The sequence below is a fragment of the Streptomyces sp. NPDC003011 genome (assembly GCF_053591515.1).
This window is the reverse complement of the sequence record NZ_JBSFTY010000002.1, coordinates 149,702-174,871: the sequence shown is the minus strand read 5'-3', so window position 1 is coordinate 174,871 and position 25,170 is coordinate 149,702. Positions and strand designations below refer to the sequence as shown.

The 25,170-nt window shown below is 72.9% G+C and carries 29 protein-coding genes; 8 read left to right on the top strand and 21 right to left on the bottom strand.

Annotated features, from left to right (window positions below; genetic code table 11):
- The first annotated feature begins 2 nt into the window (after positions 1-2).
- The 5 genes from ACWD0J_RS02180 to ACWD0J_RS02160 are packed head-to-tail and all read left to right on the top strand — an operon-like array spanning position 3 to position 5,623.
- Positions 3-1,178: an ADP-ribosylglycohydrolase family protein gene (locus ACWD0J_RS02180; RefSeq protein WP_451493795.1), complete on the top strand. Its 1,176-nt coding sequence runs from the start codon at positions 3-5 to the stop codon at positions 1,176-1,178.
- Positions 1,166-2,701, top strand: a complete 1,536-nt coding sequence (locus ACWD0J_RS02175) for an ADP-ribosylglycohydrolase family protein (protein WP_451493794.1) — start codon at positions 1,166-1,168, stop codon at positions 2,699-2,701. The genes ACWD0J_RS02180 and ACWD0J_RS02175 overlap by 13 nt, the downstream gene beginning before the upstream one ends.
- A complete protein-coding gene (rbsK, locus tag ACWD0J_RS02170; protein WP_451493793.1) occupies positions 2,698-3,591 on the top strand; it encodes a ribokinase in 894 nt (297 codons plus the stop codon). Before ACWD0J_RS02175 ends, rbsK begins: the two co-directional genes overlap by 4 nt.
- Positions 3,588-4,796: a CaiB/BaiF CoA transferase family protein gene (locus ACWD0J_RS02165; protein ID WP_451493792.1), complete on the top strand. Its 1,209-nt coding sequence runs from the start codon at positions 3,588-3,590 to the stop codon at positions 4,794-4,796. Before rbsK ends, ACWD0J_RS02165 begins: the two co-directional genes overlap by 4 nt.
- Positions 4,793-5,623, top strand: a complete 831-nt coding sequence (locus tag ACWD0J_RS02160) for an HpcH/HpaI aldolase/citrate lyase family protein (RefSeq protein ID WP_451493791.1) — start codon at positions 4,793-4,795, stop codon at positions 5,621-5,623. The genes ACWD0J_RS02165 and ACWD0J_RS02160 overlap by 4 nt, the downstream gene beginning before the upstream one ends.
- A 115-nt stretch (positions 5,624-5,738) precedes the next feature.
- On the opposite strand, the gene lgt is transcribed toward ACWD0J_RS02160, so the two are convergent.
- The 11 genes from lgt to hisI all read right to left on the bottom strand — a co-directional run bounded on the left by lgt (position 5,739) and on the right by hisI (position 14,553).
- On the bottom strand, positions 5,739-6,728 hold the full coding sequence (gene lgt / locus ACWD0J_RS02155; protein ID WP_451493790.1) for a prolipoprotein diacylglyceryl transferase: 990 nt from the start codon (positions 6,726-6,728) through the stop codon (positions 5,739-5,741).
- A 93-nt stretch (positions 6,729-6,821) separates the two neighbouring features.
- Positions 6,822-7,598, bottom strand: a complete 777-nt coding sequence (locus ACWD0J_RS02150; RefSeq protein WP_451493789.1) for a thioredoxin domain-containing protein — start codon at positions 7,596-7,598, stop codon at positions 6,822-6,824.
- A gap of 98 nt (positions 7,599-7,696) precedes the next feature.
- A complete protein-coding gene (trpA, locus tag ACWD0J_RS02145; protein WP_451493788.1) occupies positions 7,697-8,515 on the bottom strand; it encodes a tryptophan synthase subunit alpha in 819 nt (272 codons plus the stop codon).
- Positions 8,512-9,798, bottom strand: coding sequence for a tryptophan synthase subunit beta (gene trpB / locus ACWD0J_RS02140; protein ID WP_451493787.1), 1,287 nt, complete (start codon positions 9,796-9,798; stop codon positions 8,512-8,514). Before trpB ends, trpA begins: the two co-directional genes overlap by 4 nt.
- Before the next feature lie 104 nt (positions 9,799-9,902).
- Positions 9,903-10,076, bottom strand: coding sequence for a tryptophan biosynthesis modulator TrpM (gene trpM, locus ACWD0J_RS02135; protein WP_451493786.1), 174 nt, complete (start codon positions 10,074-10,076; stop codon positions 9,903-9,905).
- 23 nt (positions 10,077-10,099) lie between these two features.
- Positions 10,100-10,909, bottom strand: coding sequence for an indole-3-glycerol phosphate synthase TrpC (trpC, locus tag ACWD0J_RS02130; RefSeq protein WP_451493785.1), 810 nt, complete (start codon positions 10,907-10,909; stop codon positions 10,100-10,102).
- A gap of 176 nt (positions 10,910-11,085) precedes the next feature.
- Complete coding sequence (locus tag ACWD0J_RS02125) at positions 11,086-11,526, bottom strand: DUF2752 domain-containing protein (RefSeq protein ID WP_451493784.1); 441 nt, start codon at positions 11,524-11,526, stop codon at positions 11,086-11,088.
- An 82-nt stretch (positions 11,527-11,608) separates the two neighbouring features.
- Positions 11,609-11,860 (bottom strand): HGxxPAAW family protein, encoded by a 252-nt coding sequence (locus ACWD0J_RS02120; RefSeq protein ID WP_451493783.1) that lies wholly within the window; start codon positions 11,858-11,860, stop codon positions 11,609-11,611.
- A 101-nt stretch (positions 11,861-11,961) separates the two neighbouring features.
- Positions 11,962-12,600: a TIGR02234 family membrane protein gene (locus ACWD0J_RS02115; protein ID WP_451493782.1), complete on the bottom strand. Its 639-nt coding sequence runs from the start codon at positions 12,598-12,600 to the stop codon at positions 11,962-11,964.
- A 70-nt stretch (positions 12,601-12,670) separates the two neighbouring features.
- The gene (locus ACWD0J_RS02110; protein WP_451493781.1) at positions 12,671-14,149 is read right to left on the bottom strand and encodes an anthranilate synthase component I; all 1,479 of its coding nucleotides are present in this window, start codon (positions 14,147-14,149) and stop codon (positions 12,671-12,673) included.
- 11 nt (positions 14,150-14,160) lie between these two features.
- Entirely contained in the window at positions 14,161-14,553 is a 393-nt protein-coding gene (gene hisI / locus ACWD0J_RS02105) for a phosphoribosyl-AMP cyclohydrolase (protein WP_451493780.1), read from the bottom strand.
- Positions 14,554-14,636: 83 nt separating this feature from the next.
- Here hisI and ACWD0J_RS02100 point away from each other — a divergent pair, with 83 nt between their 5' ends.
- On the top strand, positions 14,637-15,272 hold the full coding sequence (locus tag ACWD0J_RS02100; RefSeq protein ID WP_451493779.1) for a TIGR03085 family metal-binding protein: 636 nt from the start codon (positions 14,637-14,639) through the stop codon (positions 15,270-15,272).
- Between the two features lie 10 nt (positions 15,273-15,282).
- The gene (locus tag ACWD0J_RS02095) at positions 15,283-15,681 is read left to right on the top strand and encodes a VOC family protein (protein WP_451493778.1); all 399 of its coding nucleotides are present in this window, start codon (positions 15,283-15,285) and stop codon (positions 15,679-15,681) included.
- A 7-nt stretch (positions 15,682-15,688) separates the two neighbouring features.
- On the opposite strand, the gene ACWD0J_RS02090 is transcribed toward ACWD0J_RS02095, so the two are convergent.
- From ACWD0J_RS02090 to hisD, 10 genes are all read right to left on the bottom strand, one after another.
- Entirely contained in the window at positions 15,689-16,945 is a 1,257-nt protein-coding gene (locus ACWD0J_RS02090) for an MFS transporter (protein ID WP_451493777.1), read from the bottom strand.
- Between the two features lie 14 nt (positions 16,946-16,959).
- Positions 16,960-17,547 (bottom strand): ArsR/SmtB family transcription factor, encoded by a 588-nt coding sequence (locus ACWD0J_RS02085; protein WP_451493776.1) that lies wholly within the window; start codon positions 17,545-17,547, stop codon positions 16,960-16,962.
- 120 nt (positions 17,548-17,667) lie between these two features.
- On the bottom strand, positions 17,668-18,423 hold the full coding sequence (gene hisF, locus ACWD0J_RS02080; RefSeq protein WP_451493775.1) for an imidazole glycerol phosphate synthase subunit HisF: 756 nt from the start codon (positions 18,421-18,423) through the stop codon (positions 17,668-17,670).
- On the bottom strand, positions 18,420-18,818 hold the full coding sequence (locus tag ACWD0J_RS02075) for a RidA family protein (RefSeq protein WP_451493774.1): 399 nt from the start codon (positions 18,816-18,818) through the stop codon (positions 18,420-18,422). The genes hisF and ACWD0J_RS02075 overlap by 4 nt, the downstream gene beginning before the upstream one ends.
- Positions 18,815-19,543, bottom strand: coding sequence for a bifunctional 1-(5-phosphoribosyl)-5-((5-phosphoribosylamino)methylideneamino)imidazole-4-carboxamide isomerase/phosphoribosylanthranilate isomerase PriA (gene priA / locus ACWD0J_RS02070; protein WP_451493773.1), 729 nt, complete (start codon positions 19,541-19,543; stop codon positions 18,815-18,817). Before priA ends, ACWD0J_RS02075 begins: the two co-directional genes overlap by 4 nt.
- Entirely contained in the window at positions 19,543-20,193 is a 651-nt protein-coding gene (hisH, locus tag ACWD0J_RS02065; protein ID WP_451493772.1) for an imidazole glycerol phosphate synthase subunit HisH, read from the bottom strand. The genes priA and hisH overlap by 1 nt, the downstream gene beginning before the upstream one ends.
- Positions 20,184-20,348, bottom strand: coding sequence for a hypothetical protein (locus tag ACWD0J_RS02060; RefSeq protein ID WP_451493771.1), 165 nt, complete (start codon positions 20,346-20,348; stop codon positions 20,184-20,186). The genes hisH and ACWD0J_RS02060 overlap by 10 nt, the downstream gene beginning before the upstream one ends.
- Positions 20,345-20,938, bottom strand: coding sequence for an imidazoleglycerol-phosphate dehydratase HisB (gene hisB, locus ACWD0J_RS02055; RefSeq protein WP_451493770.1), 594 nt, complete (start codon positions 20,936-20,938; stop codon positions 20,345-20,347). The genes ACWD0J_RS02060 and hisB overlap by 4 nt, the downstream gene beginning before the upstream one ends.
- A complete protein-coding gene (locus tag ACWD0J_RS02050) occupies positions 20,935-22,041 on the bottom strand; it encodes a histidinol-phosphate transaminase (RefSeq protein ID WP_451493769.1) in 1,107 nt (368 codons plus the stop codon). Before ACWD0J_RS02050 ends, hisB begins: the two co-directional genes overlap by 4 nt.
- Entirely contained in the window at positions 22,038-23,363 is a 1,326-nt protein-coding gene (hisD, locus tag ACWD0J_RS02045; RefSeq protein WP_451493768.1) for a histidinol dehydrogenase, read from the bottom strand. Before hisD ends, ACWD0J_RS02050 begins: the two co-directional genes overlap by 4 nt.
- Positions 23,364-23,535: 172 nt before the next feature.
- Between hisD and ACWD0J_RS02040 the strand changes: the two genes are divergently transcribed.
- A complete protein-coding gene (locus tag ACWD0J_RS02040; protein WP_451493767.1) occupies positions 23,536-25,113 on the top strand; it encodes an oxidoreductase in 1,578 nt (525 codons plus the stop codon).
- The last annotated feature ends 57 nt before the right edge of the window (positions 25,114-25,170 follow it).

Sequence of the window (25,170 nt, the reverse complement as noted above, 5' to 3'; positions counted from 1 at the left end):
TCATGAACCCCAAAACGGAAGAAATCAGAGAGGCGAGTCTGGACGAGCGCATCACCGGCGCCCTGGTCGGCGCGGCCGTCGGTGACGCGCTGGGCGGCCCCGTCGAGGGCTACTCCCCCGCTCAGATCCTGGAACGCCACGCCGGCCGCGTCCACGGCGTCGTCGGCCCCTGGAACGGCGACGCCTGGCGCACCGCCCGCCCCCTCGCGCCGTACCACAAGGGCGACGGCCACGTCACCGACGACACCTTGATGACACACGCCCTGGTACGGGTCTACGCCCAGGTCCGCGACCACCTGGACGCGTACGCCGTCGCCGACCGCCTGGTCCCGGACCTGATGACGACCCCGCGCTGGATCCCGGAGCTGGAGGCGGAGGCCCTTCCCCTGCACCGGATCTTCCTGGCGGAGAAGTGGCTGGTGGCCCGCCTCCACTACGGTCACGTCGACCCCCGCGAGGCCGGCGTCGGCAACATCGTCAACTGCGGTGCCGCGATGTACATGGCCCCGGCCGGCCTGGTCAACGCCGCCGACCCGCGGGCCGCCTACGCCGAGGCCCTGGACATCGCGGGCGCCCACCAGTCGTCGTACGGCCGCGAGGCGGCGGGCGTCCTCGCGGCGGCGGTGGCGGCGGCGACCGCACCGGGCGCGACCGTGGACTCGGTGGTCTGCGCCTGTCTGGCCCTGGCGAAGGACGGCACCCGGGAGGCGATCGAGAAGGTCTGCGAAGCGGCCTCCCGCCACACGGACTTCGAGTCGGCGCTGGTCCCGCTGCGGGCGGCGGTGGCCCCCTACGACACGGTGGGCCCCGACTACCGGTCCCCTTCGCTGGGCGCCCGCCGCCCGTCACGCCTGCACGCGATCGAGGAACTCCCGGTCGCCCTGGGCATGTTGGTGGTCGCGCGCGGCGACTACCGGCACGCCGTGCTCGGCGCGGTGAACTACGGGCGCGACTGCGACTCCATCGCGACGATGGCCGGCGCGATCTCCGGTGCCCTCGGCTCACCGGTCCCGGAGACCTGGGCGAAGCAGGTGTCCGAGGCGAGCCGCCTGGACCTGTGGGAACCGGCGGCCACCCTCACGGCCGTCGCGCGGGAGATCTTCGAACGGGACGTGCGCCGCCGGCGGACGCACGAGGCGGCCTTCGCCACGCTCGGAGGCCCCGGATGCTCCGACTGACCTGGGTCCAGCCGGAGGACCTGATCGGCCACGAACTGCGTCAGGCGGCCCAGGACGGCCGCGAGCCGTCGGCGGTCGCGGCGCGGTGGCGGGCCGCGCGGGGGCCGGAGGCCCCGCCGCGGGCGGGAGCGTCCCCACAACCGGCGTCGCGCTACCTACGGCTGCTCGCCGAGGACCTGCTGGACGAACTGGCGGACCTGCCGAGCACGCTGGCGGACGCCGAACCGACGGACCTCGCGAGGATCAAGGCCCTGTGCCCCGACTGGCCGGACGGCCGTGCCCCGCTCGGCCCCGATCACCCGTCCCCCCGCCACGACCCGCTCGGCCACGACCGTCCGGCGTCCCCCCGCCACGATCCGCTCGGCTGCGAGCCGCCGGGCCGCCGGGCCGACCCGGCCGGGCACAGCGGCACCACCCCGCCGACGCGGGCGGGCGAGACCCGTCCCCCGGCCACAACGCCGGTCCGCCTCGAAGCGGCCTGGCTCGGCAGGGCGGTGGGCTGCCTCCTGGGCAAACCCGTCGAGAAGCTCCCCCTGCACGCCATCCGCCGGCTGGCCGCGTCCACCGGGAACTGGCCCCTCGACACGTACTTCACCGCACGAGGGGTCCCCGCCGACCTCCTGGCGAAGTACCCCTGGAACCGCCGCTCGGCGCCCACCTCCCTCGCCGAGAACATCGACGGCATGCCCGAGGACGACGACCTCAACTACCCCCTCCTCAACCTGCTCCTGCTGCGCCGCCACGGCGCGCACTTCACCACCACCGACGTGGCGGCCCTCTGGCTCGACGAACTCCCCGCCGGCCGCACGTTCACCGCCGAACGCATCGCCTACCGCAACCTCCTCACCGGCCTGGAACCGCCGCACACGGCCCGCCACCGCAACCCCTTCCGCGAATGGATCGGCGCCCTGATCCGCGCCGACGTGCACGGCTGGACCAACCCCGGCGACCCGGCCGCCGCCGCGGAACAGGCCCACCGGGACGCCACCCTCACCCACACCGCCAACGGCGTCTACGCGGCGATGTTCATCGCGGCCACCATCGCCCGGGCCGCCACCGGCACCACCGACGTCCACACCGCACTGCGCACCGGCCTCACGGTGATCCCGCCCCGCTCCCGCCTGGCCGGGGCCGTCCGGCACGCCGTCCGGCTCGCCCGTTCCCACGACGACTTCGACACGGTCGTCGACGAACTCCACGCCGTCCACTCCCCCACCCACCACTGGGTGCACGCCCTCCCCAACACCGCCCTGATCGCCGCCGCCCTCACCCACGCCGACGGCGACTTCACCGGCTCCGTCTGCCGTGCGGTGTCCGGCGGCTGGGACACCGACTCCAACGGAGCCACGGCCGGCAGCATCGCCGGCCTGCTCGCCGGCGCCCCCGCCGCCCTCCCCGACCGCTGGACGGCCCCGCTGAAGAACCGGCTGGCCACCACCATCGGCGCCTTCGACGGCACCGGCTTCGACACGCTCGCCCACCTCACCCACGCGCTCGCCCACCGGGAGGCACCTCGCCCATGACCCACATCGTCGTGCTCGGCAGCACGAACATGGATCTCGTCGCGTACGTCGAGAAGGCCCCGCAGCGCGGAGAGACGGTGACGGGACGGGAGTTCCGCACGATCCCTGGCGGCAAGGGCGCCAACCAGGCGATCGCCGCGGCCCGCGCGGGCGCCACCGTGTCGATGATCGGCGCGGTCGGCAACGACGTCTTCGGCCCCCGCCTGCGCTCCACCCTCGAACACTCCGGCGTCACCACCGACCACCTGCGCACCACCGAGGGCCCCTCCGGCACCGCGCACATCGTCGTGGACGACGAGGGCGGCAACGCGATCGTCGTGGTCCCCGGCGCCAACGCCGGCGTCGACCACCTCGTCCCCGGCGACGACGGCCTCATCGCCTCCGCCGACGCACTGCTCCTCCAACTGGAGATCCCCCTGGCCGCGGTCCTCGCGGGCGCCCGCACAGCCCGCGGCCACGGCGTCCGGACGGTCCTCACACCGGCGCCCGCCCAGCCCCTGCCGCCCGAACTCCTCGCCGCCACCGACCTGCTGGTCCCCAACGAACACGAGGCCGCCGCCCTCACCGGCCGCACCGACCCGCACAGCGCGGCCCTCGCCCTGCTCGACCAGGTGCCCGAAGTGGTCGTCACCCTGGGCGCGGCGGGCAGTCTGTACGCGGCCCGTGGCACCGAACCGTTCACCGTGCCCGCCCCGCGGGTCACCGCCGTGGACTCGACCGGCGCGGGCGACACCTTCGTCGGCACCCTGGCCGTGGCACTCGGCGAGGGCCGCCCCCTGCGCGCGGCACTGACCTGGGCGGCCACAGCTGCCGCCCTCTCCGTCCAGCGGCCCGGCGCGTCGGCGTCGATGCCCTACCGCTCCGAGATCGAAGCGCGGTACACCCCATGACGACACACCCCCGCACCTCCGCCGCCCCTCTCACCGGCCTCCGGGTCCTCGACCTCGCCACCCTCTTCGCCGGTCCCCTCGCCGCGACGATGCTCGGCGACTTCGGCGCGGAGGTCATCAAGATCGAGCACCCCGCCAAGCCCGACCCCTCCCGGGGCCACGGCCCCTCGAAGGACGGCGTGGGCCTGTGGTGGAAGCTGCTGGGCCGCAACAAACGCACGATCACCCTGGACCTCTCCACGTCCGGCGGCCGCACCACCCTGCTGCGCCTCGCCGCCACCGCCGACGTCGTCATCGAGAACTTCCGCCCCGGCACCCTGGAGAAGTGGGACCTCGGCTGGGAGGAGCTGTCCGCCGCCAACCCGCGCCTGGTCCTCACCCGGGTCACCGGCTTCGGCCAGTTCGGCCCCTCGGCCCACCGCCCCGGCTTCGGCACCCTCGCCGAGGCGATGAGCGGCTTCGCGGCGATCACCGGCGAACCGGACGCGCCCCCCACGCTCCCGCCCTTCGGCCTGGCCGACTCCATCGCGGCTCTCGCCACGGCCTACGCCGTCATGACGGCCCTCGCCGCCCGCGACCGCACGGGCGAGGGCCAGGTCGTCGACATGGCGATCATCGAGCCGATCCTGACCGTGCTGGGCCCGCAGCCGACCTGGTACGACCAGCTGGGATACGTGCAGCAGCGCACCGGCAACCGCTCCGCCAACAACGCCCCGCGCAACACGTACCGCACGGCGGACGGCAGTTGGGTCGCCGTCTCCACCTCCGCCCAGTCGATCGCCGAACGCGTGCTGCGTCTGGTGGGCCGCCCGGAACTGACCGACGAACCGTGGTTCGCGACGGGCGCCGGCCGGGCCGCCCACGCCGACCTGCTCGACGAGGCGGTCGGCACCTGGATCGCCGCCCGCACCCGCACCGACGTCCTGGCGGCCTTCGAGAAGGCCGAGGCGGCCGTCGCCCCGGTCCAGGACGTGCGGGACGTGCTGGCCGACCCGCAGTACCAGGCCCTGGACACCGTCACCACCGTCGACGACCCCGAACTGGGCCCGCTGCGCATGCAGAACGTCCTCTTCCGGCTCTCCGCCACCCCCGGCGCGATCCGCTGGGCGGGCCGCCCGCACGGCGCGGACACGGCGGAGGTCCTCGCCGAACTGGGCCTGAGCGAAGCCGAGCTGACCGCCCTGCGCGAGGCGGGCGCCGTATGACAGCGCCCCCTCTGACCTGGCTGTACGTGCCGGGTGACCGCCCCCATGTCGTGGTGAAGGCCCTCGCCTCGGGCGCCGATGTCGTCGTGATCGATCTGGAGGACGCGGTCGCTCCCGACCGCAAGGAGTACGCCCGCGCGGCCACCGCGGAACTCCTCGCCGAGCCGCAGCCGGTCCCGGTGCACGTACGGGTGAACGCCCTCGGCAGCCCGGCCGCCGACCGGGACCTGCGGGCGATGGCCGCGCTCCCGGGCGTCCGCGGCCTGCGCCTGCCCAAGGTGACCTCCCCCGAGCAGGTCATCCGCGTCGCCGGGAGCACGGCCCTCACCGACCGGGGCACACCGCCGCTGTACGCCCTGCTGGAATCCGCCCTGGGGATCGAGCGCGCCCACGCCATCGCCTCCGCGCACGTCTCCCTGCGCGGTGTCGCCCTCGGCGAGGCGGACCTCCGCGCCGATCTGGGCGTACGCGAGGACGCGGGCCTCGACTGGTCCCGCGCCCGGGTGATCGTGGCGGCACGGGCGGCGGGACTGGCCCCGCCGGCCCAGTCGGTCCACCCCGACATCCGTGATCTGGAGGGCCTCGCGGCCTCCTGCGCCCACGGCCGCGCCCTGGGCTTCCTCGGCCGCGCCGCCCTCCACCCCCGCCAGCTCCCGGTGATCGAGCGGGCCTACCTGCCCACGGAGGAGGAGACCGAGCGGGCGGAGGCGATCGTCAAGGCGGCGACGAGTGAACCGGGCGCCCAGGCGTTGCCGGACGGCGGGTTCGTCGACGCGGCGGTGGTGACAGCGGCACACCGCACCCTGTCACTGGCCCGCCGGCGCTAGGTGTGCTGACCGCACAGGACGAAGGGCGCCCGGAGATCCCAGGGCGCCCTCGTCACGTACGTACGGCCGACCGTGTGCGAACGGCCGTGTACGAACGGCCGTGTACCTCCGGCCGTCAGGTCTTCTTCGCGGACTCGGCCGCGTCCTTCTTCTTCGTGTCGCCGGAGGCGTCCGCGTCCGCGTCGGCCTCCGTCTCCCCGTCGCTCTTCGGCTCGGTCCCGTCCGAGCCGTCGGCGTCGGCGTCACGCGGGCCGTCGGTCTCCGCCTCGGCGCCGGAGGGAGCATCGGAGGCACCCGGCTCGACCACCGCCTCCTGCCCCGGCCGCTTCCGCCACGACACCACGATGTACGTGAGCGCGAGCAGGAACACGATCAGCGCGGTCCAGACGTTGAGCCGCACGCCCAGGATGTGGTGGGCGTCGTCGATGCGCAGGTACTCGATCCAGGCGCGGCCCGCGCAGTACGCGGCGACGTACAGCGCGAACGCCCGCCCGTGTCCGAGCTTGAACCGGCGGTCCGCCCAGATCACCAGGGCCGCGACGCCGAGACACCACAGCGACTCGTAGAGGAACGTCGGGTGGTAGGTGCCCGGCACCCGCCCGTCCGCCGACGAGGTGATCTCCAGCGCCCAGGGCAGGTCGGTGGGCTTGCCGTACAGCTCCTGGTTGAACCAGTTGCCCCAGCGCCCGATGGCCTGGGCGACCGCGATGCCGGGCGCGATGGCGTCGGCGTACGCGGGCAGCGGGATGCCGCGCCGGCGGCAGCCGATCCAGGCACCCACCGCGCCGACGGCGATCGCGCCCCAGATACCGAGGCCGCCCTCCCAGATCTTGAAGGCGTCCACCCAGTCACGGCCCTCGCTGAAGTACAGCTCGTAGTCCGTGATCACGTGGTAGAGCCGACCGCCGAGCAGTCCGAACGGGACGGCCCAGACCGCGATGTCGGCCACCGTGCCGGCCTGCCCGCCCCGGGCGACCCAGCGCCTGTTGCCGATCCAGACGGCGACGAAGACGCCGATGATGATGCAGAACGCGTAGCCGCGCAGCGGAATGGGGCCGAGGTGCAGCACCCCGCGCGACGGGCTGGGAATGAAGGCAAGTTCCATGGCAAGGTCGACGCTACCGTGCCGGGCCGGGCCCACGGCAGGCGGCCCGGCTACGGCTCCATAACGGGCTGGTGCGTGCTCCCCCCGCTCCGCTCATCCCTGATCGGCCTCCTGGACCAGTTGCTTCAGCTTCGCCGGGGTCATCGTCTGGTCCTGGTAGATGTTCTTGCCGTTGAGGATCACCGTCGGCGTGCCGCTGAAGCCGCCGGTGCGGAAGGCCGCCGAGGACTTCTCGACCCAGCTGTTGTGCGTGCCCTTCTCGACGCAGGTACGGAACGCGGGGGTGTCGAGTCCGTCGACCTTGGCCGCGAGTTCGACGAGCCTGCTGTTCTCGGCGAAGGCGTCGTCGGTCTCGGGGGGCTGGTTGTCGTAGAGCACGTCGTGGTAGGCGGTGAACTTGCCGGCGTCCTGGGCGCAGGCCGCCGCGTTGGCCGCCTTGCGGGAGCCGGTGCCGCCCATGTTGCCGTCGATGATCGTCGCCAGGTGATAGTCCACCTTCAGCCGACCGGAGTCCGTCAGCTCGTGGATCACCGGCCGGTAGGCCGTCTCGAAGGACTTGCAGGCCGGGCAGCGGAAGTCCTCCCAGACCGTGAGCGTCGACTTGGCGCTCTCCTTGCCGACCGGGAGGGCGAGGCCGTCCTTGCCCTGCGCCCCCGAGGGCACCACGACCGGGCCCGCGGACTCGCTGCCGTCGTCCTTGCCCGCGTTGGCCGCGACGACGCCGATCACCGCCGCGAGACCCAGGACGCAGACCACGCTCGCGCCCACGATCAGCACCCGGCGCCGCTTCTCCGCGGACTTCTGCTTCTCGCGCTCTTCCGCCAGCCGCTCCCGGGCGGTGCGCTTTGCCTCTCGATTCTTCTCGCTCACATCCCGCAGAACGAACCGGGGAGGCGCACCGCGCCTCCCCGGCCCCAGGTCCACCCGTTCGAGTGACCCGTACGACATGTCCCGCCTTGTTACGCCTGTTACGCCTTGCCTCGCACGCCTCGCGCGAGTTCCCCGGCGAGGGCACGGACCGCCTCGACACCGGCCGCGTCGTCCGGCGCGTCCAGCATCCGCTTGACGAAGGCCGAGCCGACGATGACGCCGTCGGCGAAGCCGGCCACCTCCGCGGCCTGGGAGGCGTCGGAAACTCCGAGCCCGACGCAGACGGCGAGGTCGGTGCCGGTGGCCCGGGTGCGCTCGACCAGGTCCTGCGCCTGCGCGCCGACCGACCTGCGGGTACCGGTGACGCCCATCAGCGAGGCGGCGTAGACGAAGCCGCTGCCCGCCGCGGTGATCTCGGCGAGCCGCGCGTCCTTGCTGCTGGGCGCCACGACGAAGACGGTCGCGAGGCCGTGCTTGTCCGCGTGCTCCCTCCACAGCGCCGACTCCTGCACGGGCAGGTCGGGCAGGATGCAGCCCGCCCCGCCCGCCTCGGCCAGCTCGGCGGTGAAGCGCTCGACGCCGTAGCGGTCGATCGGATTCCAGTACGTCATCACGAGCACCGGCTTCCCGGTGGCCTCGTGGGCCTCCCTGACCGTGCGCATGACGTCCGCGATCTTGACGCCGCCGCGCAGGGCGATGTCGTCGGCGGTCTGGATGACCGGGCCGTCCAGGACCGGGTCGCTGTGCGGCAGACCGACCTCGACGATGTCGGCGCCGCCGTCGAAGACGGCCTTGACCGCCTCGATGCCGCCGTCCACGGTCGGGAACCCGGCCGGGAGGTAGGCGATGAGCGCGGAGCGGCCCTCCGCCCTCGCGGCGGCGAGGGTGTCCGTCAACAGCTGGATGTTCCCGCTCACTTGGCGTCCCCCTCGATCTCGGCGGTGCCGGTGTCCGCGTCGGCCGCGACCTCGGCGTCGGTGTCGTAGAGGTCGAAGTAGCGGGCGGCGGTGTCCATGTCCTTGTCGCCGCGGCCGGACAGGTTGACCACGATCAGCCCGTCCTTGCCCAGCTCCTTGCCGACCTCCAGGGCGCCGGCCAGCGCGTGCGCGCTCTCGATGGCCGGGATGATGCCCTCGGTGCGCGACAGCAGACGCAGTGCCTGCATGGCCGCGTCGTCGGTGACCGCGCGGTACTCGCCCCGGCCGCTGTCCTTGAGGTAGGCGTGCTCGGGGCCGATGCCCGGATAGTCCAGACCGGCCGAGATCGAGTACGGCTCGGTGATCTGGCCCTCCTCGTCCTGGAGGACGTAGGAGCGCGACCCGTGCAGGATGCCCGGCTCGCCGGCGGTGAGCGTGGCCGCGTGCTCGCCGGTCTCGACGCCGTGCCCGGCGGGCTCGCAGCCGATGAGGCGGACGTCCGCGTCGGGGATGAAGGCGTGGAACAGGCCGATGGCGTTGGAGCCGCCGCCCACGCAGGCGATGGCGGCGTCGGGCAGGCGGCCCGCGCGCTCCAGGATCTGGCGCCGCGCCTCGACGCCGATGACGCGGTGGAAGTCGCGCACCATGGCGGGGAAGGGGTGGGGCCCGGCCACGGTCCCGAACAGGTAGTGCGTGCGGTCGACGTTGGCGACCCAGTCGCGGAAGGCCTCGTTGATGGCGTCCTTCAGCGTGCGGCTGCCGGACTTCACGGCGATGACCTCGGCGCCGAGCATGCGCATCCGGGCCACGTTCAGTGCCTGGCGCTGGGTGTCGATCTCGCCCATGTAGATGGTGCATTCGAGGCCGAACAGCGCGCAGGCGGTGGCCGTCGCGACACCGTGCTGGCCGGCGCCGGTCTCGGCGATCACGCGGGTCTTGCCCATGCGCCTGGTGAGCAGGGCCTGGCCGAGCACGTTGTTGATCTTGTGCGAACCGGTGTGGTTGAGGTCTTCGCGCTTGAGGAACACCCGGGCGCCACCGGCGTGTTCGGCGAACCGCGGCACCTCGGTCAGGGAGCTGGGCCGGCCGGTGTAGTGGACGAGCAGGTCGTCGAGCTCACGGGCGAACTCGGGGTCGGACTTGGCCTTGTCGTACTCGACGGCGACCTCGTCCACGGCGGCGACCAGCGCCTCCGGGATGAACTTGCCGCCGAACGCGCCGAAGTAGCCTTCGGCGCTGGGGAGTTGGCCTTCGGGATCCGGGATGAAGAACTCGCTGGGCATGCTGGAACCTCACGGTGAGTGTGGGAAAGACACTGAGCGCCGTGGGGGGCGGGGTCCGCCGGGCGGCCGGGGGCCGTCCGTGGTCTGTCGCGCAGTTCCCGCCCCTAGAAGGGGCGCTGCCATCGCCGCCCGTTGACCTGGCCCGGCTCGTCACCGATGACGTATCGCACCCGGCGGCCGTGCACCCTGCGGGCGGGCGCGCGGCAGCCGCGGGGCCGGCAGCCGCGCGCGAGGCGGGCGTACGGGTCCCTGGCCGCCAGGGTGATCGTCGTGTTCATCGCCGCTCAGCCTACCGGGGGGGTCAGCCGCGTCCGTGGCGCAGCGCGGGGTGCTCGCCCGCGGCGACCAGGTCGGAGACCGCCGTCTTCGGGTCGCGGCCGGTGACCAGGGACTCGCCGACCAGGACCGCGTCGGCGCCGGCGTTGGCGTAGGCGATGAGGTCGTGCGGGCCGCGGACGCCGGACTCGGCGATCTTGACGATGTGAGCGGGGATCTCGGGGGCGACCCGCTCGAACGTGCCGCGGTCGACGTCCAGCGTCTTCAGGTTGCGCGCGTTGACGCCGATCACCTTCGCGCCCGCGTCCACCGCGCGCTCGACCTCGTCCTCGTCGTGCACCTCGACGAGCGGGGTGAGTCCGATGGACACCGCGCGCTCGATGAGCGACTCCAGAGCGGACTGGTCGAGGGCCGCGACGATCAGCAGCGCGAGGTCGGCGCCGTACGCCCGGGCCTCCCACAGCTGGTACGAGGTGACGATGAAGTCCTTGCGCAGCACGGGGATGTCCACCCGCGCGCGGACCGCTTCGAGGTCGGCCAGCGAGCCGCCGAAGCGGCGCTGTTCGGTGAGGACGGAGATGACGGCGGCGCCGCCCGCCTCGTAGTCGGCGGCGAGTCCGGCCGGGTCGGCGATCGCGGCCAGCGCGCCCTTGGACGGGCTGGAGCGCTTGACCTCGCAGATCACCTTGACGCCGTCGCCGCGCAGCGCGGCCACCCCGTCCTTGGCTGCGGGTGCCTTCGCCGCGCGCTCCTTGAGCTCGTCGAGGCTGACGCGCGCCTGCCGCTCCGCGAGGTCGGCACGGACTCCGTCGATGATCTCGTCGAGCACACTCACGCGAGCGGCCCCCTTCCAGACGGTTGACTGTTCAAGCGGTTCGGCTTCCGCCGCCGGCCCGCCCACCGGGCGGGACCGGGAAGAAAACCTGTGGTCATTGCGATGGTATCCGGAGGAAGGCGTAGGCCTCGCATCCGGTTGACACGGGTCCCACTACATGGACGTCCGCAAGTTGATCAAGGACGGAGCCAGCCACCGACCGGCAGGTTCCGGACAACCGTGAAGACCAGCAGCGACACGCCCAGTGTCCACAGCAGCACCGGTGAGGGATCGATCCGCAGCGGACGGCCGCGCACCGCGTGGACCACCCAGACGGTCCACAGCACGGCGAACCCCAGATAGCCCACGACGGCCGCCGCGTTGTCCTGGAGTGCCGTCAGCACGTCCCCGTGGACGACGGCGTGCGCGCTGCGCAGGCCGCCGCAGCCGGGGCAGTACAGGCCGGTGAGGCGCAGCAGCGGGCAGACGGGGTAGTGGCCGGGCTGGTTGGGGTCCACGGTCCCCACGTACGCGAAGGCCCCGCCGACCGCCGCGAGGACGCCCGCGGGAACGGCCAGCCGTGCCGCCACGGCGGTGTACGGGGTGCCCCCGCGACTGTCGGCGTTCACGTCCCGCATTGTGCCCCGCGCGGCCCCGCGCGTGCGTGAGGGGCGGCCCCGGCACGTTCGCCGGGCCGCCCCCGCGGGGTGCGTTCGGGTGTCAGCTCTCGACGCCCGCCGGCTCGCGCCGCTCCGCGCTCTCGTGCACCGGGTGGACGTCCTTCGGCATGCCCAGGCCCATCTTGCTCATGATCCAGCCGACCACGCCGCCGAGGACCACGATCGCCATGCCGGCCCAGAAGCCCACCGGCTGGGCCATCACCATGAAGGCGCCGGCCACGCAGAAGCCGATGAAGGCGATGATGACACCGGTCCAGGCGGCCGGGGTGTGACCGTGGCTGCTGCCCGCCATGACTTGCTCCTCGTTGCTGTGATGCTGTGTACGTGTCCGAGCCGGACGCTCGGGGTCCATTGTCCCGCACCCGCGCGCGGGTGGTGGCCGGGGGTCGCCCCCTAGGCCCCCGTGGGGTCCTCGCCCCGGTCCAGGGCCTTCCACAGTTCCTCGGGCCGGTCGGGGTCGGGAGTGGTCCTGCGGCGCGGGCGGGGGGCGCCGGCGCGTTCGTAGCGGCCGGACATGGCGGGCCACAGGCGGCCGTAGCGCAGGGCGAGCAGTCCGGCGACGAGGATCAGCAGGCCGCCGGCGGCCGCGACGTACGGCCAGGCGGTGTGGGTGAGCGAGTCGACGGTGGCCGAGGTGTCGCCGGAAGCCTGCGCGGCCTTCTCGTCGAGCGCGGAGCTGTCGGAGGCACCGAGCAGGGCCGCCGCGGTGATGCCGGCGCCGGAGAGCGCGAGCAGGGCGGAGACGGCGAAGCGGCCGGTGCGGCGGACGGCGAACACGGCGACGAGCGCGGCGAGGCCCACTATGGCGAGGGCCGCGGGGACACCGGTGACATCGCTGCCGCTGGCGGTCAGCGGGAAGGCGCCGCCGGCCACCGTCGCGGTGCCCCGCGACCACTGCTGGCGAGTGGCGAGCAGCGCCACGGCCGCGCCGAGCGCACCGCACGTCAGGGCGACGGCGAGGCTTCGGCGGCCGGCCCGGGCGGGGCCTGCGGCATCGGAACGGGGGCGAGGTGCGGGAGTCACGTACTCCACTATCGCCTGAACCCCGGGCGAACGGTCACCCGGGGCTCCGTGACAAGCGCCCCATTCCCGGGGAAGCGGCCTATGCGCCCAGCCGGTTGGCGGTGTGGACCGCGCGCAGGACCGCCGCCGCCTTGTTGCGGCACTCCTGGTCCTCGGCGGCCGGGTCGGAGTCGGCCACGATGCCGGCACCCGCCTGCACGTACGCGGTGCCGTCGCGCAGCAGCGCCGTGCGGATGGCGATGGCGGTGTCGGAGTCGCCGGCGAAGTCCAGGTAGCCCACGCAGCCGCCGTACAGGCCGCGCCGGGAGGGCTCCAGCTCGTCGATGATCTGCATCGCGCGGGGCTTGGGGGCGCCGGAGAGGGTGCCCGCCGGGAAGCAGGCCGTGAGGACGTCGAACGCCGTACGGCCGGCCGCCACCTTTCCGGTGACCGTCGAGACGATGTGCATGACGTGCGAGTACCGCTCGACGGACATGAAGTCGACGACCTCGACCGAGCCCGGCTCGCAGACCCGCCCCAGGTCGTTGCGCCCGAGGTCGACGAGCATGAGGTGCTCGGCGCGCTCCTTGGGGTCGGCGAGCAGTTCGTCGGCGAGGGCCTGGTCCTCCTGCGGGGTGGCCCCGCGGTGCCGGGTGCCGGCGATGGGGTGGACCATGGCGTGCCCGTCCTCGACCTTGACCAGGGCCTCGGGGGAGGAACCGACGACGTCGAAGCCGTCGAAGCGGAACAGGTACATGTACGGGGACGGGTTGGTCGCCCTGAGGACCCGGTAGACGTCCAGCGCGCTCGCCGTGCACGGCGTCTCGAAGCGCTGGGAGGGGACGACCTGGAAGGCCTCGCCCGCGCGGATGCGCTCCTTGATGTCCTCGACGGCCTCCTGGAAGTCGGGGCCGCCCCACAGCGCGGTGTACCCGGGCAGTTCGGAGGGCGGCAGGACGGCGGGCGGCTGGGCCACCGCGCGCGAGAGGTCCGCCTCCATGGCGTCCAGGCGGGCCACCGCGTCGGCGTACGCCTCGTCGACCCCGGTGTCGAGGTCGTTGTGGTTGATCGCGTTGGCGATCAGCAGGACCGAGCCCTCCCAGTGGTCCATCACCGCGAGGTCGCTGGTGAGGAGCATGGTCAGCTCGGGCAGCCGCAGGTCGTCCCGCTCGCCGGGGCCGATCTTCTCCAGGCGGCGCACGATGTCGTAGCCGAGGTAGCCCACCATGCCGCCGGTGAAGGGCGGCAGGCCGTCCTGGTGCGGGGTGTGCAGGGCGTCGATGGTGGCGCGCAGGGCGAGGAGGGGGTCCCCGTCGACGGGGACGCCGGCGGGCGGGGTGCCGAGCCAGTGGGCCTGCCCCTCGCGCGCGGTGAGGGTGGCGGCGCTGCGGACGCCCACGAAGGAGTACCGGGACCACGAACGGCCGTTCTCCGCGGACTCCAGCAGGAACGTGCCGGGGCGCTCGGCGGCGAGCTTGCGGTAGAGCGCGACCGGGGTGTCGCCGTCGGCGAGGAGCTTGCGGGTGACAGGGATGACCCGGCGGTCGCCGGCCAGCTTGCGGAACGTCTCGAGATCCATGGCGGGTGACCTTACTGATCCGCGCCCGGGACGCCGGAACCGGCGTCCTTGAGCAGTACGTCGGCGTCGAAGCAGGTGCGCGCGCCGGTGTGGCAGGCGGCGCCGGCCTGGTCGACCTGGACCAGCACGGTGTCGGCGTCGCAGTCGAGGGCGACGGACCTGACCCACTGGACGTGGCCGGAGGTGTCACCCTTGACCCAGTACTCCCGGCGGCTGCGGGACCAGTAGGTGCAGCGGCCGGTGGTGAGCGTGCGGTGCAGCGCCTCGTCGTCCATCCAGCCGAGCATCAGCACCTCTCCGGTGTCGTACTGCTGGGCGATGGCGGGCAGGAGTCCGTCGGCGCTGCGCTTGAGGCGCGCGGCGATCTCGGGATCAAGGTTGCTGGGCGCGGGCGTGCTGGTCATGGGAGCCATTGTGCCGCGCCCCTGTGACAGTCCAGGGGTGCGTCCACTGTGCGGACCCGCGGGACGGCCGTAGGCTGGCTGTCATGTCGACTTTCGCCAAGCGTGAACGACTTCTCCTGGCCGATCTGTTGGAGGCCGAGGGCCCCGAGGCCCCGACCCTGTGCGAGGGCTGGACGACCCGTGACCTCGCCGCGCACGTGGTGGTGCGCGAACGCCGTCCCGACGCCGCCGGCGGCATGCTGATCAAGCAGCTCGCCTCCCGCCTGGACAAGGTGATGGAGGAGTTCGCGGCCAAGCCGTACGAGGAGCTGATCCAGCTGATCCGGACCGGCCCGCCGCGTTTCTCGCCCTTCTCCCTCAAGCAGATCGACGAGGCCTCGAACATCGTCGAGTTCTACGTCCACACCGAGGACGTCCGCCGGGCCCGCCCCGACTGGGCGCCCCGTGAGCTCGACCCGGTCTTCCAGGACGCCCTGTGGTCGCGCCTGGAACGCACCGCCCGCCTGATGGGCCGTGGGATCCCGACGGGACTGGTGCTGCGCCGCCCGGACGGCCAGACGGCCGTCGCCCACCGCGGCACGCCGGTGGTGACGGTGACCGGCGAGCCGTCGGAGCTGCTGCTGTTCACCTACGGCCGGCAGAGCGCGGCCAGGGTCGAGGTGGACGGCGACAAGGACGCCATCACCCGGCTGCACGAGGCCAAGCAGCTCGGAATCTGAGGAACGGACCGTGATCAAGGTCGCCATGACCAGCGTGTACGTCGACGACGTGGCCAGGGCCCACGCCTTCTACACGGAAGTCCTCGGCTTCGAGACCCGCGTCCACATGGATCTCGGCGACGGCACGCAGTTCGTCACCGTGGGCGCTCCCGAAGGGGCCCAGCAGGACCTCCAGCTGCTGCTGGAGCCCGGCCAGGGGCCCATCGCGGAGCCGTACCGCACGGCGGTGCGGGAGGCGGGGCTGCCGTGCATCGTGTTCTCCGTCGACGACGTCGGGGAGGAGTACGAGCGGCTGCGGATGCTCGGGGTCGAGTTCACCCAGGGCCCGCGGGACGAGGGCCCGTACCTCACCGCCGTCCTGGACGACACGGTGGGCAACCTGGTGCAGCTGGCGCAGCCGAAGGGATGAGCCCGCGTCAGCGGGGCAGTTCGGCGCGGCGCAGGGCGGGGACGCACAGGGCGACCACCCCGCCGAGCCCGCAGACCGCCGCGCTGACCACGAAGACCGGGCCGGTGCCCCAGGCGCCGATCGCCGCGGCCGACAGCGGCATGCTCAGCGGGGCCAGACCGAGGCTCGCCAGACTCGCGACGGCGGTGACGCGGCCGAGGTAGGCGGGGTCGGAGTGGGTCTGCAGCAGGGCGGCGCACAGGGCGCCGCTGAGTCCGGCGAGCAGCCCGACGAGCAGGGCCGTGCCGACGGCCACGCCGACCCCGGGCGCGTAGGCGAGGGCGCCGATCGCGACCGAGCCCGCCAGGATCGCGTACGCCACCAGGTGCCCGGCGTACGGCAGCCGCCCCCGCACGGTCAGCAGCAGGGAGGCGGTGCCGGCGCCGGCGCCGAACCCGGCGAGCACCCAGCCCATCCCGGTGGCGCCCCAGCCGCGCTCGTCGGCGAGCAGGACCAGGCCCACGTTGAGCGGGCCGACGAAGCCGAGGTCTCCCAGGGTGATGGCGACCATCAGCGGGGCGAGGACGCGGTGGCGGCGGATGTACCGCAGGCCCGCCACCAGCTCGCGCCAGGCGGTGGCTGCGGCGTCCGTCGCCTTGTCGTCGGCGGGCAGTGCCCGCATCCGTACGGAGACCAGGAGCGGCACCGACACGGCGATCAGGAGCGCGGCCAGCCCGAAGGCGGCCGCCGCGCCGCCGAGCGCCACCCCGAGACCGCCGAGCGGCCCTCCGACCACGCTCGCGAACCGGATCCCGAGGCCGCGCATGCCCTGCACGCGCGCGAGCTGGCCGTGGCTCGTCACGCGCGCGGGGAGGGCGCCCAGCGCCGGCAGGAACACGGCGTCGACGGTGCCGAACACCACGGCCAGCGCGGCCAGCGGCCACAGCCCGGGGTCGGTGACGAAGAGCAGGACGGCCACGGCGAGGACGGCCGCGCAGCGCACGACGTCGCTGCCGATGACCACCCGGCGCGGTCCGAACCGGTCGGCGATCACTCCCCCGCCCAGCATCAGCAGCGCCCGCGGCACGGCGCTCGCCGTCATCACCAGGCCCGCCTGCGCGGGCGTCCCGGCCTGGACGGCCGCCCAGGACAGGGCGAGGTAGTACACGTTGTCGCCGACCATCGAGGACGTGTAGGCGGTGAGCCAGCGCAGGACGTTGCCGTCGCGGTGGGCGGGGCGCTCGGCGGCGGCCCGCCCGGGTATGACGGGCGCGGTGGTGGACACGGACGCGGCCTTCCTCAGACGCGGAACGGGAAACCGTACAGGTGCAGCGCGACGTTCTCGCGCCCTTCGGTGTCGCCGGCGGCTTCGGCGGCCCGGCCCAACTCGTCGTACTTCTTCAGCAGGACGTGCACCTCCTTGGACAGCTCGGCGAGTTCGTCCGCCGTCAGCCGTGCCAGGTACTCGGAGTCGAGGGACGCGCTGTTCCAGTCGGCACCCCAGTGGGGGCGCTCGTCGAGGTGGCGTCGGTAGAGCTCGCTGCGCTGCTCGTAGAAGAGCCGGGAGGCCGCCGTGTGCGCGGCGGCCTTCTCCGGGGCGTCCCGGAAGTCCTCGTCGTGGATGCTGAGGCCGTCCGAGGCGGGCTGCCACCAGCGCTCGCGTCCGTCCCCGCTCTGCGGATCCGCCGCCTCGATCAGGCCGTGGTCGGCGAGCTTGCGCAGGTGGTAGCTGACCAGGGAGACGGCCTCGTCGACCTGCTCGGCGAGCTGGGAGGCGGTGGCGGTGCGGGCGACGTACAGCAGCCGATACAGCCGGATCCGGAGCGGGTGGGCGAGGGCCTTGAGGGTGCCGAGATCCGTGATCCGGCGGTTCTCCTGCGCTGGCATGACGCCACCGTAGATACACAGGGAAAGTTGCGCAATATATTTTGCGCAACTTCTCTTTCGTGTCTTTCGGCAAGAAACCCCGGCCGCCGTCGGACGACCGGGGTTCGGCGCGGCGCGGTGTCACCTCACCGCGTGCCCCGCCTCCCGCAACGTCTCCTTGACCTGACCGATCCGCAGATCGCCGAAGTGGAAGACGGACGCCGCGAGCACGGCGTCCGCGCCCGCCGCGACGGCCGGCGGGAAGTCGGCCAGCCGGCCCGCGCCGCCGGAGGCGATCACCGGGACGCTCACGTGCTTGCGGACCGCCGCGATCATCTCCAGGTCGTAGCCGTCCTTCGTGCCGTCCGCGTCCATCGAGTTGAGCAGGATCTCCCCCGCGCCCAGCTCGGCGGCCCGGTGCGCCCACTCGACGGCGTCGATGCCGGTGCCCTTGCGGCCGCCGTGGGTGGTCACCTCGAAGGAGCCCGACGCGGTGCGGCGGGCGTCCACCGACAGGACCAGCACCTGCCGGCCGAACCGCTCGGCGATCTCGCGGATCAGGTCCGGCCGGGCGATCGCGGCCGTGTTGACGCCCACCTTGTCCGCGCCCGCCCGCAGCAGCTTGTCCACGTCCTCGGCCAGGCGGACACCGCCGCCGACCGTCAGCGGGATGAACACCTGCTCGGCGGTGCGGCGCACCACGTCGTACGTCGTCTCGCGGTTGCCCGACGAGGCGGTGATGTCCAGGAACGTCAGCTCGTCGGCGCCCTCGGCGTCGTACACCTTGGCCATCTCGACGGGGTCGCCCGCGTCGCGCAGGTTCTGGAAGTTGACGCCCTTGACGACCCGGCCGTTGTCCACGTCCAGGCAGGGGATGACTCGGACCGCCAGGGTCATGACTTCTCCGCCCCCCGGTACGCCTCCACCTCGACCTCGACGACCAGGCTGGGGTCCACGAAGCCGGAGACGATGAGCATCGACGCGGCGGGCCGGACGGAGTCGAACAGCTCCTTGTGGGCGCGCCCGACGTCGTCCACGTCCCGGGCGTGGGTGAGGTACATGCGGGTCCGTACGACGTCCTCGCGGCCGAGTCCCAGCTCCCCGAGCGCCGCGAACGCGACGCCGAAGGCGTTGATCGTCTGCTCGTAGGGGGCGCCCGCGGCGATCTCGCCGTCCACGATGGACGTGCAGCCGGAGACCAGCACCAGGCCGTTCGGCAGTTCCACCGCACGGGAGTACCCGAAGGTCTCCTCCCAGGGCGCGCCGGTGCTCACGCGTCGCAGATCGCTCACTTGGCCACCGCCTCCAGGGCCTCTTCCAGGGTGAACGCCTTCGCGTACAGGGCCTTGCCGACGATCGCGCCCTCGACACCGAAGGGCACCAGCTCGGCGAGGGCCCGCAGGTCGTCCAGGGACGACACGCCACCGGAGGCCACCACCGGACGGCCGGTGGCCCCGCAGACGTTCCTCAACAGCTCCAGGTTCGGCCCCTGGAGCGTGCCGTCCTTGGCGATGTCGGTCACCACGTACCGCGCGCAGCCCTCCTTGTCGAGGCGCTCCAGCGTCTCGTAGAGGTCGCCGCCGTCACGGGTCCAGCCGCGCCCGCGCAGGGTGGTACCGCGGACGTCGAGACCGACCGCGATCTTGTCGCCGTGCTCCGCGATCACCTTGGCGACCCACTCCGGGGTCTCCAGGGCGGCCGTGCCGAGGTTCACCCGGGTGCAGCCGGTGGCCAGGGCGGCGGCCAGCGTGGCGTCGTCCCGGATACCGCCGGACAGCTCCACCTTGATGTCCATCGCCCGGGTGACCTCACCGACCAGGGCCCGGTTGTCGCCGGTGCCGAACGCCGCGTCCAGGTCGACCAGGTGCAGCCACTCGGCGCCCGCCGCCTGCCAGGCGAGGGCCGCCTGAAGGGGCGAGCCGTACGAGGTCTCCGTACCGGACTCGCCGTGCACGAGCCGGACGGCCTGGCCGTCACGGACGTCGACGGCGGGGAGGAGTTCGAGCTTCGAAGCCATCAGAGGGTTCCGATCCAGTTGTTCAGCAGCTGCGCTCCGGCGTCGCCGGACTTCTCGGGGTGGAACTGCGTGGCCCACAGGGCGCCGTTCTCCACGGCGGCCACGAAGGGCTTGCCGTGCGTCGACCAGGTGACCAGCGGGGCGCGCAGCGCGGGGTTCGCGGTCTGAAGGCTCCAGTCGTGGACGGCGTAGGAGTGCACGAAGTAGAAGCGCGCGTCCGCGTCCAGGCCCGCGAACAGCTGGGAGCCGGCCGGCGCGTCGACGGTGTTCCAGCCCATGTGGGGGACGACGTCGGCCTCCAGCGGCGCGACCGCGCCGGGCCACTCGTCGAGCCCTTCGGTCTCCACGCCGTGCTCGATGCCGCGCGCGAAGAGGATCTGCATGCCGACGCAGATGCCCATGACCGGGCGGCCGCCGGACAGCCGGCGGTCGATGATCCAGTCCCCGCGCGCCTCCCGCAGGCCCTTCATGCAGGCGGCGAAGGCACCGACACCCGGCACCAGCAGACCGTCCGCGTTCATCGCCGTGTCGAAGTCACGCGTGATCTCGACGTCGGCTCCCGCGCGCGCGAGGGCACGCTCGGCGGAACGGACGTTTCCGAAGCCGTAGTCGAAGACGACGACCTTCTTCGCACCGGTGCTCAATTCCACACCTCCAGCCTCATGACGCCCGCGACGAGACACATCGCGGCGCCGATCGAGAGCAGCACGATGAGACTCTTCGGCATCTGCTGCTTGACGAAGGAGTAGATCCCGCCGGCCAGGAAGAGGCCGACGACGATCAGCAGGGTCGCAAGGCCCGTCACAGCGCGCCCTTCGTGGACGGGAGGATGCCGGCCGCGCGCGGGTCGCGCTCACAGGCGTACCGCAGGGCCCGGGCCAGCGCCTTGAACTGGCACTCCACGATGTGGTGGGCGTTGCGCCCGTAGGGCACGTGCACGTGCAGCGCGATCTGGGCCTGGGCGACGAAGGACTCCAGGATGTGCCGGGTCATCGTGGTGTCGTACTCGCCGATCATCGGCGCCATCTTCTCGGGCTCGGTGTGCACGAGGTAGGGGCGGCCGGACAGGTCCACGGTGACCTGGGCCAGGGACTCGTCCAGCGGGACCGTGCAGTTGCCGAAGCGGTAGATCCCGACCTTGTCGCCGAGTGCCTGCTTGAAGGCGGCGCCCAGCGCGAGGGCGGTGTCCTCGATGGTGTGGTGCGAGTCGATGTGCAGGTCACCCTCGGTCTTCACGGTCAGGTCGAACAGACCGTGCCGTCCGAGCTGGTCGAGCATGTGGTCGTAGAAGCCGACCCCTGTCGCCACCTCGACCTTGCCGGAACCGTCGAGATCGATCTCGACGAGGACCGAGGTCTCCTTCGTCACCCGCTCAACGCGGCCTACGCGGCTCATGCGCTCTCCTTCTTCAACTCACGGACCGCGTCGAGGAACGCGTCGTTCTCTTCGGGGGTCCCGGTGGTCACCCGCAGCCAGCCGGGTACCCCGTTGTCCCGGACCAGGACGCCCCGGTCGAGGATCTTCCGCCACATCGCGTGCGCGTCGGCGAACCGGCCGAACTGGACGAAGTTGGCGTCCGACGCGGTGACGTCGTAGCCGATCGCCACCAGTTCGGTGACCAGCCGGTCCCGCTCCGCCTTCAGCTGCTCGACGTAACCCAGCAGCGTGCCGGTGTGTTCCAGGGCGGCCAGGGCGGTCGCCTGGGTGATCGCCGACAGGTGGTACGGCAGCCGGACGAGCTGGACGGCGTCCACGACCGCCGGGTGGGCGGCGAGGTAGCCGAGGCGCAGTCCCGCCGCGCCGAACGCCTTCGACATCGTCCGCGAGAGGACCAGGTTCGGCCGGCCCTCGATCAGTGGCAGCAGCGAGCCGCCGTGGCTGAACTCGATGTAGGCCTCGTCGACCACCACCATCGAGGCCTTCGCGGCCTGCGCGGCCTCGTACAGGGCGAGGACGGTCTCGGGCGGGACGGCGGTGCCCGTGGGGTTGTTGGGGGTGGTCACGAACACGACGTCCGGCCGGTGCTCGGCGAGGGCCTTCTCGGCGGCGGCGAGGTCGATGGTGAAGTCCTCGTGGCGCGGGCCGGAGATCCAGCCCGTGCCGGTGCCGCGCGCGATGAGGCCGTGCATGGAGTACGACGGCTCGAAGCCGATCGCCGTACGGCCCGGTCCGCCGAAGGTCTGCAGCAGCTGCTGGATGACCTCGTTGGAGCCGTTGGCCGCCCAGACGTTGGCCGGGCCGACCTCGTGACCGGACGTGTCCGTCAGATACTCGGCGAGCCGTGTGCGCAGCTCGACCGCGTCCCGGTCGGGGTAGCGGTTGAGGTTCCGGGCCGCCGCACGGACACGCTCGGTGATCCGCTCGACCAGGGGCTCGGGCAGCGGGTAGGGGTTCTCGTTGGTGTTCAGCCGTACCGGGACGTCCAACTGGGGCGCGCCATAGGGGGACTTGCCGCGCAGCTCGTCCCGTACGGGGAGATCGTCGATTCCGAAGCTCACTTGCTCGCCGGTACCTTCCACCCGAACCGTGCCTTGATCGCCGCGCCGTGCGCGGGCAGATCCTCCGCCTCCGCCAGCGTCACCACGTGATGCGCCACGTCGGCCAGCGCGTCCTTCGTGTAGTCGACGATGTGGATGCCGCGCAGGAAGGACTGGACGGACAGGCCCGAGGAGTGGCAGGCGCAGCCGCCGGTGGGCAGGACGTGGTTGGACCCGGCCGCGTAGTCGCCGAGCGAGACCGGCGCCCAGGGGCCGATGAAGATCGCGCCGGCGTTGCGGACCCGGTCGGCCACCGCGGCGGCGTCGGCCGTCTGGATCTCCAGGTGCTCGGCGCCGTACGCGTCGACCACTCGCAGGCCCTCGTCGACGCCGTCGACCAGCACGATCGCGGACTGCCGGCCGGCCAGCGCCGGGCGGATCCGGTCCTCGACGTGCCGGGTGGCCGCGGCCTGCGGCTCCAGTTCCTTCTCCACCGCGTCCGCGAGGGCGACGGAGTCGGTGACCAGGACGGCGGCGGCCAGCGGGTCGTGCTCGGCCTGGCTGATCAGGTCGGCGGCGACGTGCACCGGGTCGGCCGTGTCGTCGGCGAGGACCGCGATCTCGGTCGGCCCGGCCTCGGCGTCGATGCCGATCTTGCCGGTGAAGTAGCGCTTGGCGGCGGCGACCCAGATGTTGCCGGGTCCGGTGACCATGTTGGCGGGCGGGCAGGACTCGGTGCCGTACGCGAACATCGCGACGGCGGTGGCGCCACCGGCCGCGTACACCTCGTCGACGCCGAGCAGCGCGCACGCGGCGAGGATCGTCGGGTGCGGCAGGCCGCCGAAGTCGGCCTGCGCCGGGGAGGCGAGCGCGACGGACGCGACGCCGGCCTCCTGCGCGGGCACCACGTTCATGATCACGGAGGACGGGTAGACGGACCGCCCGCCGGGCGCGTACAGCCCGACCCGGTCGACCGGCACCCACTTCTCGGTCACCGACCCGCCGGGCACGACCTGGGTGGTGCGGGTGGAGCGCCGCTGCTCGCGGTGGACGAGACGGGCGCGGCGGATGGACTCCTCCAGGGCCGCGCGCACGGCCGGGTCCAGCTCGTCGAGAGCCCGGGTCAGCGCCTCGGCCGGGACCCGCACCGATTCCAGCCGTACCCCGTCGAACTTCTCGGCGAAGTCGATCAGCGCCGCGTCGCCCCGATGATGCACGGCCTCGCAGATCGGACGCACCTTCTCCAGGGCGGCCTGAACGTCGAACTCGGCTCGGGGCAGCAGGTCGCGCAGGGCGGGGCCCTCGGGAAGGGCGTCGCCGCGCAGATCGATTCGGGAGATCACGCCGTCAATTCTCTCAGACCGGGATCGGGCGTCGTTCCCGCGTATCAATGGCTGATACAGAACGCCCGGAGAGCCGGGAAGACGCCCTTCACGTTGAGTGTTCAGCACGTCACTCAGCGGGCATGAACAGGTGTACGAAACCCATGAGCGCCCGGGGAGGAGGGAAGCACCTGTGACCGAGGGGGCCGGCATCCGGGACAGGGACCTGCCGGACGATCTGACCGCCACCGAGGCCGGCATGTGGCAGGCCTTCCGCAACGGCAGCGTCTACGACCTGAGCAGCGGCGACACCGCCGTCGACGATCCGCACGGCGGGCATCCCTGGGGCCCCGGGCGGACCGTGCGGGCCCGCATCGTGTGCTGGCTGCTCCTGGACGGGCCGCCCGCGCTCGCCGGCCGGGTGTCCTCCCTGAAACTCGTCGGCGTGCGGATCCGCGGCTCCCTGGACCTCGCGGGCGGCACGGTGGTGCCGTACGTCGAGATGCGGGCCTGCCGCTTCGAGCAGGACGTCCTGCTGCCGGAGGCCCGCTTCACCACCGTACGGATGGTGGACTGCTCGGTGCCACGGCTGGAGGCGGCCCGGGTGCAGACCGAGGGCGACCTGCACCTGCCGCGCTGCCGCTTCCACCGCGGCATCCGGCTCACCGACGCGCAGATCGGCACGGACCTGCTGCTCAACCAGGCGATCGTGCACCGCGACCGCAACGGCCGCTCGGTCGCCGCGGACGGCCTGACCGTCGGCCAGGACCTCCAGGCCGAGATGCTGGAGTCGCACGGTGAACTGAGCCTGCGCAGCGCCAAGATCGGCGTCTCGCTGAGCCTGCGCGGCGCCCGGCTCGTCAACCCGTACGCACGGCTCGCCCTGAACGCCCCCCAGCTGACCGTGGAGCGCTCGCTGTACCTGACCCCGGCGGGCGTCGGCAGCATCCTGCTGAGCGGCACGACACCCGCGCGCGGGACACGCGTCCAGCGGTTCGAGTGCCAGGGCGGGGTGCGGCTGGACGACGGGCGGTTCGGGGACGCGGTCGACCTGGAGCGGGCCCGGTTCACCATGACCGACGAGCAGGAGCTGTCGCTGCGCCGCGTGCAGACGCCCGAACTGCGCTTCCTCGGGGACCGGCCGGCGCGGGGCACGGTCGTGCTGTCGGGGGCGCGGGTCGGCAACCTGATGGACCGGGCGGACGCCTGGCCGGGTCCCGGGCGGCTGCACATGGGCGGGTTCAGCTACGAGAACCTGGTGCCGCGCGGGCCGTTCCCGCTGGACGAACGGCTGGACTGGGTGGCGGCGGCGACCGCCGAGTACAACCCGGAGCCGTACGAACGACTCGCCTCGGTGCTGCGGGCCGGCGGTGAGGACGAGGACGCGCGCGAGGTGCTGCTCGCCAAGCAGCGCCGCCGCCGGGAGAGCCTGCCGGTCGCGGCCAAGCTCTGGGGGTACGCCCAGGACTGGACGGTCGCCTACGGGTACCGGCCGGGCCGGGCGGCCGTATGGATGGCGGTGCTGTGGGCGGCGAGTTCGGTGGCCTTCGCGCACGCCGACCATCCGCCCCTCAAACGGGGCGAGCATCCGCCGTGGGACCCCACCCTGTTCGCCCTCGATCTGCTGCTGCCGGTCATCGATCTGGGCCAGGTCGGGTTCTGGCAGCTGAGCGGCGGCTGGCAGTGGCTGGCCGCGGTGATCGTCCTGCTGGGCTGGGTCCTGGCGACGACGGTGGCGGCCGGGGCGACGCGCCTGCTGCGGCGTAGCTGATGGTGCGCGTGTGACCAGAGTTGTTGAACGGTCACCTTTTTGCCGTCCCTTGACCGT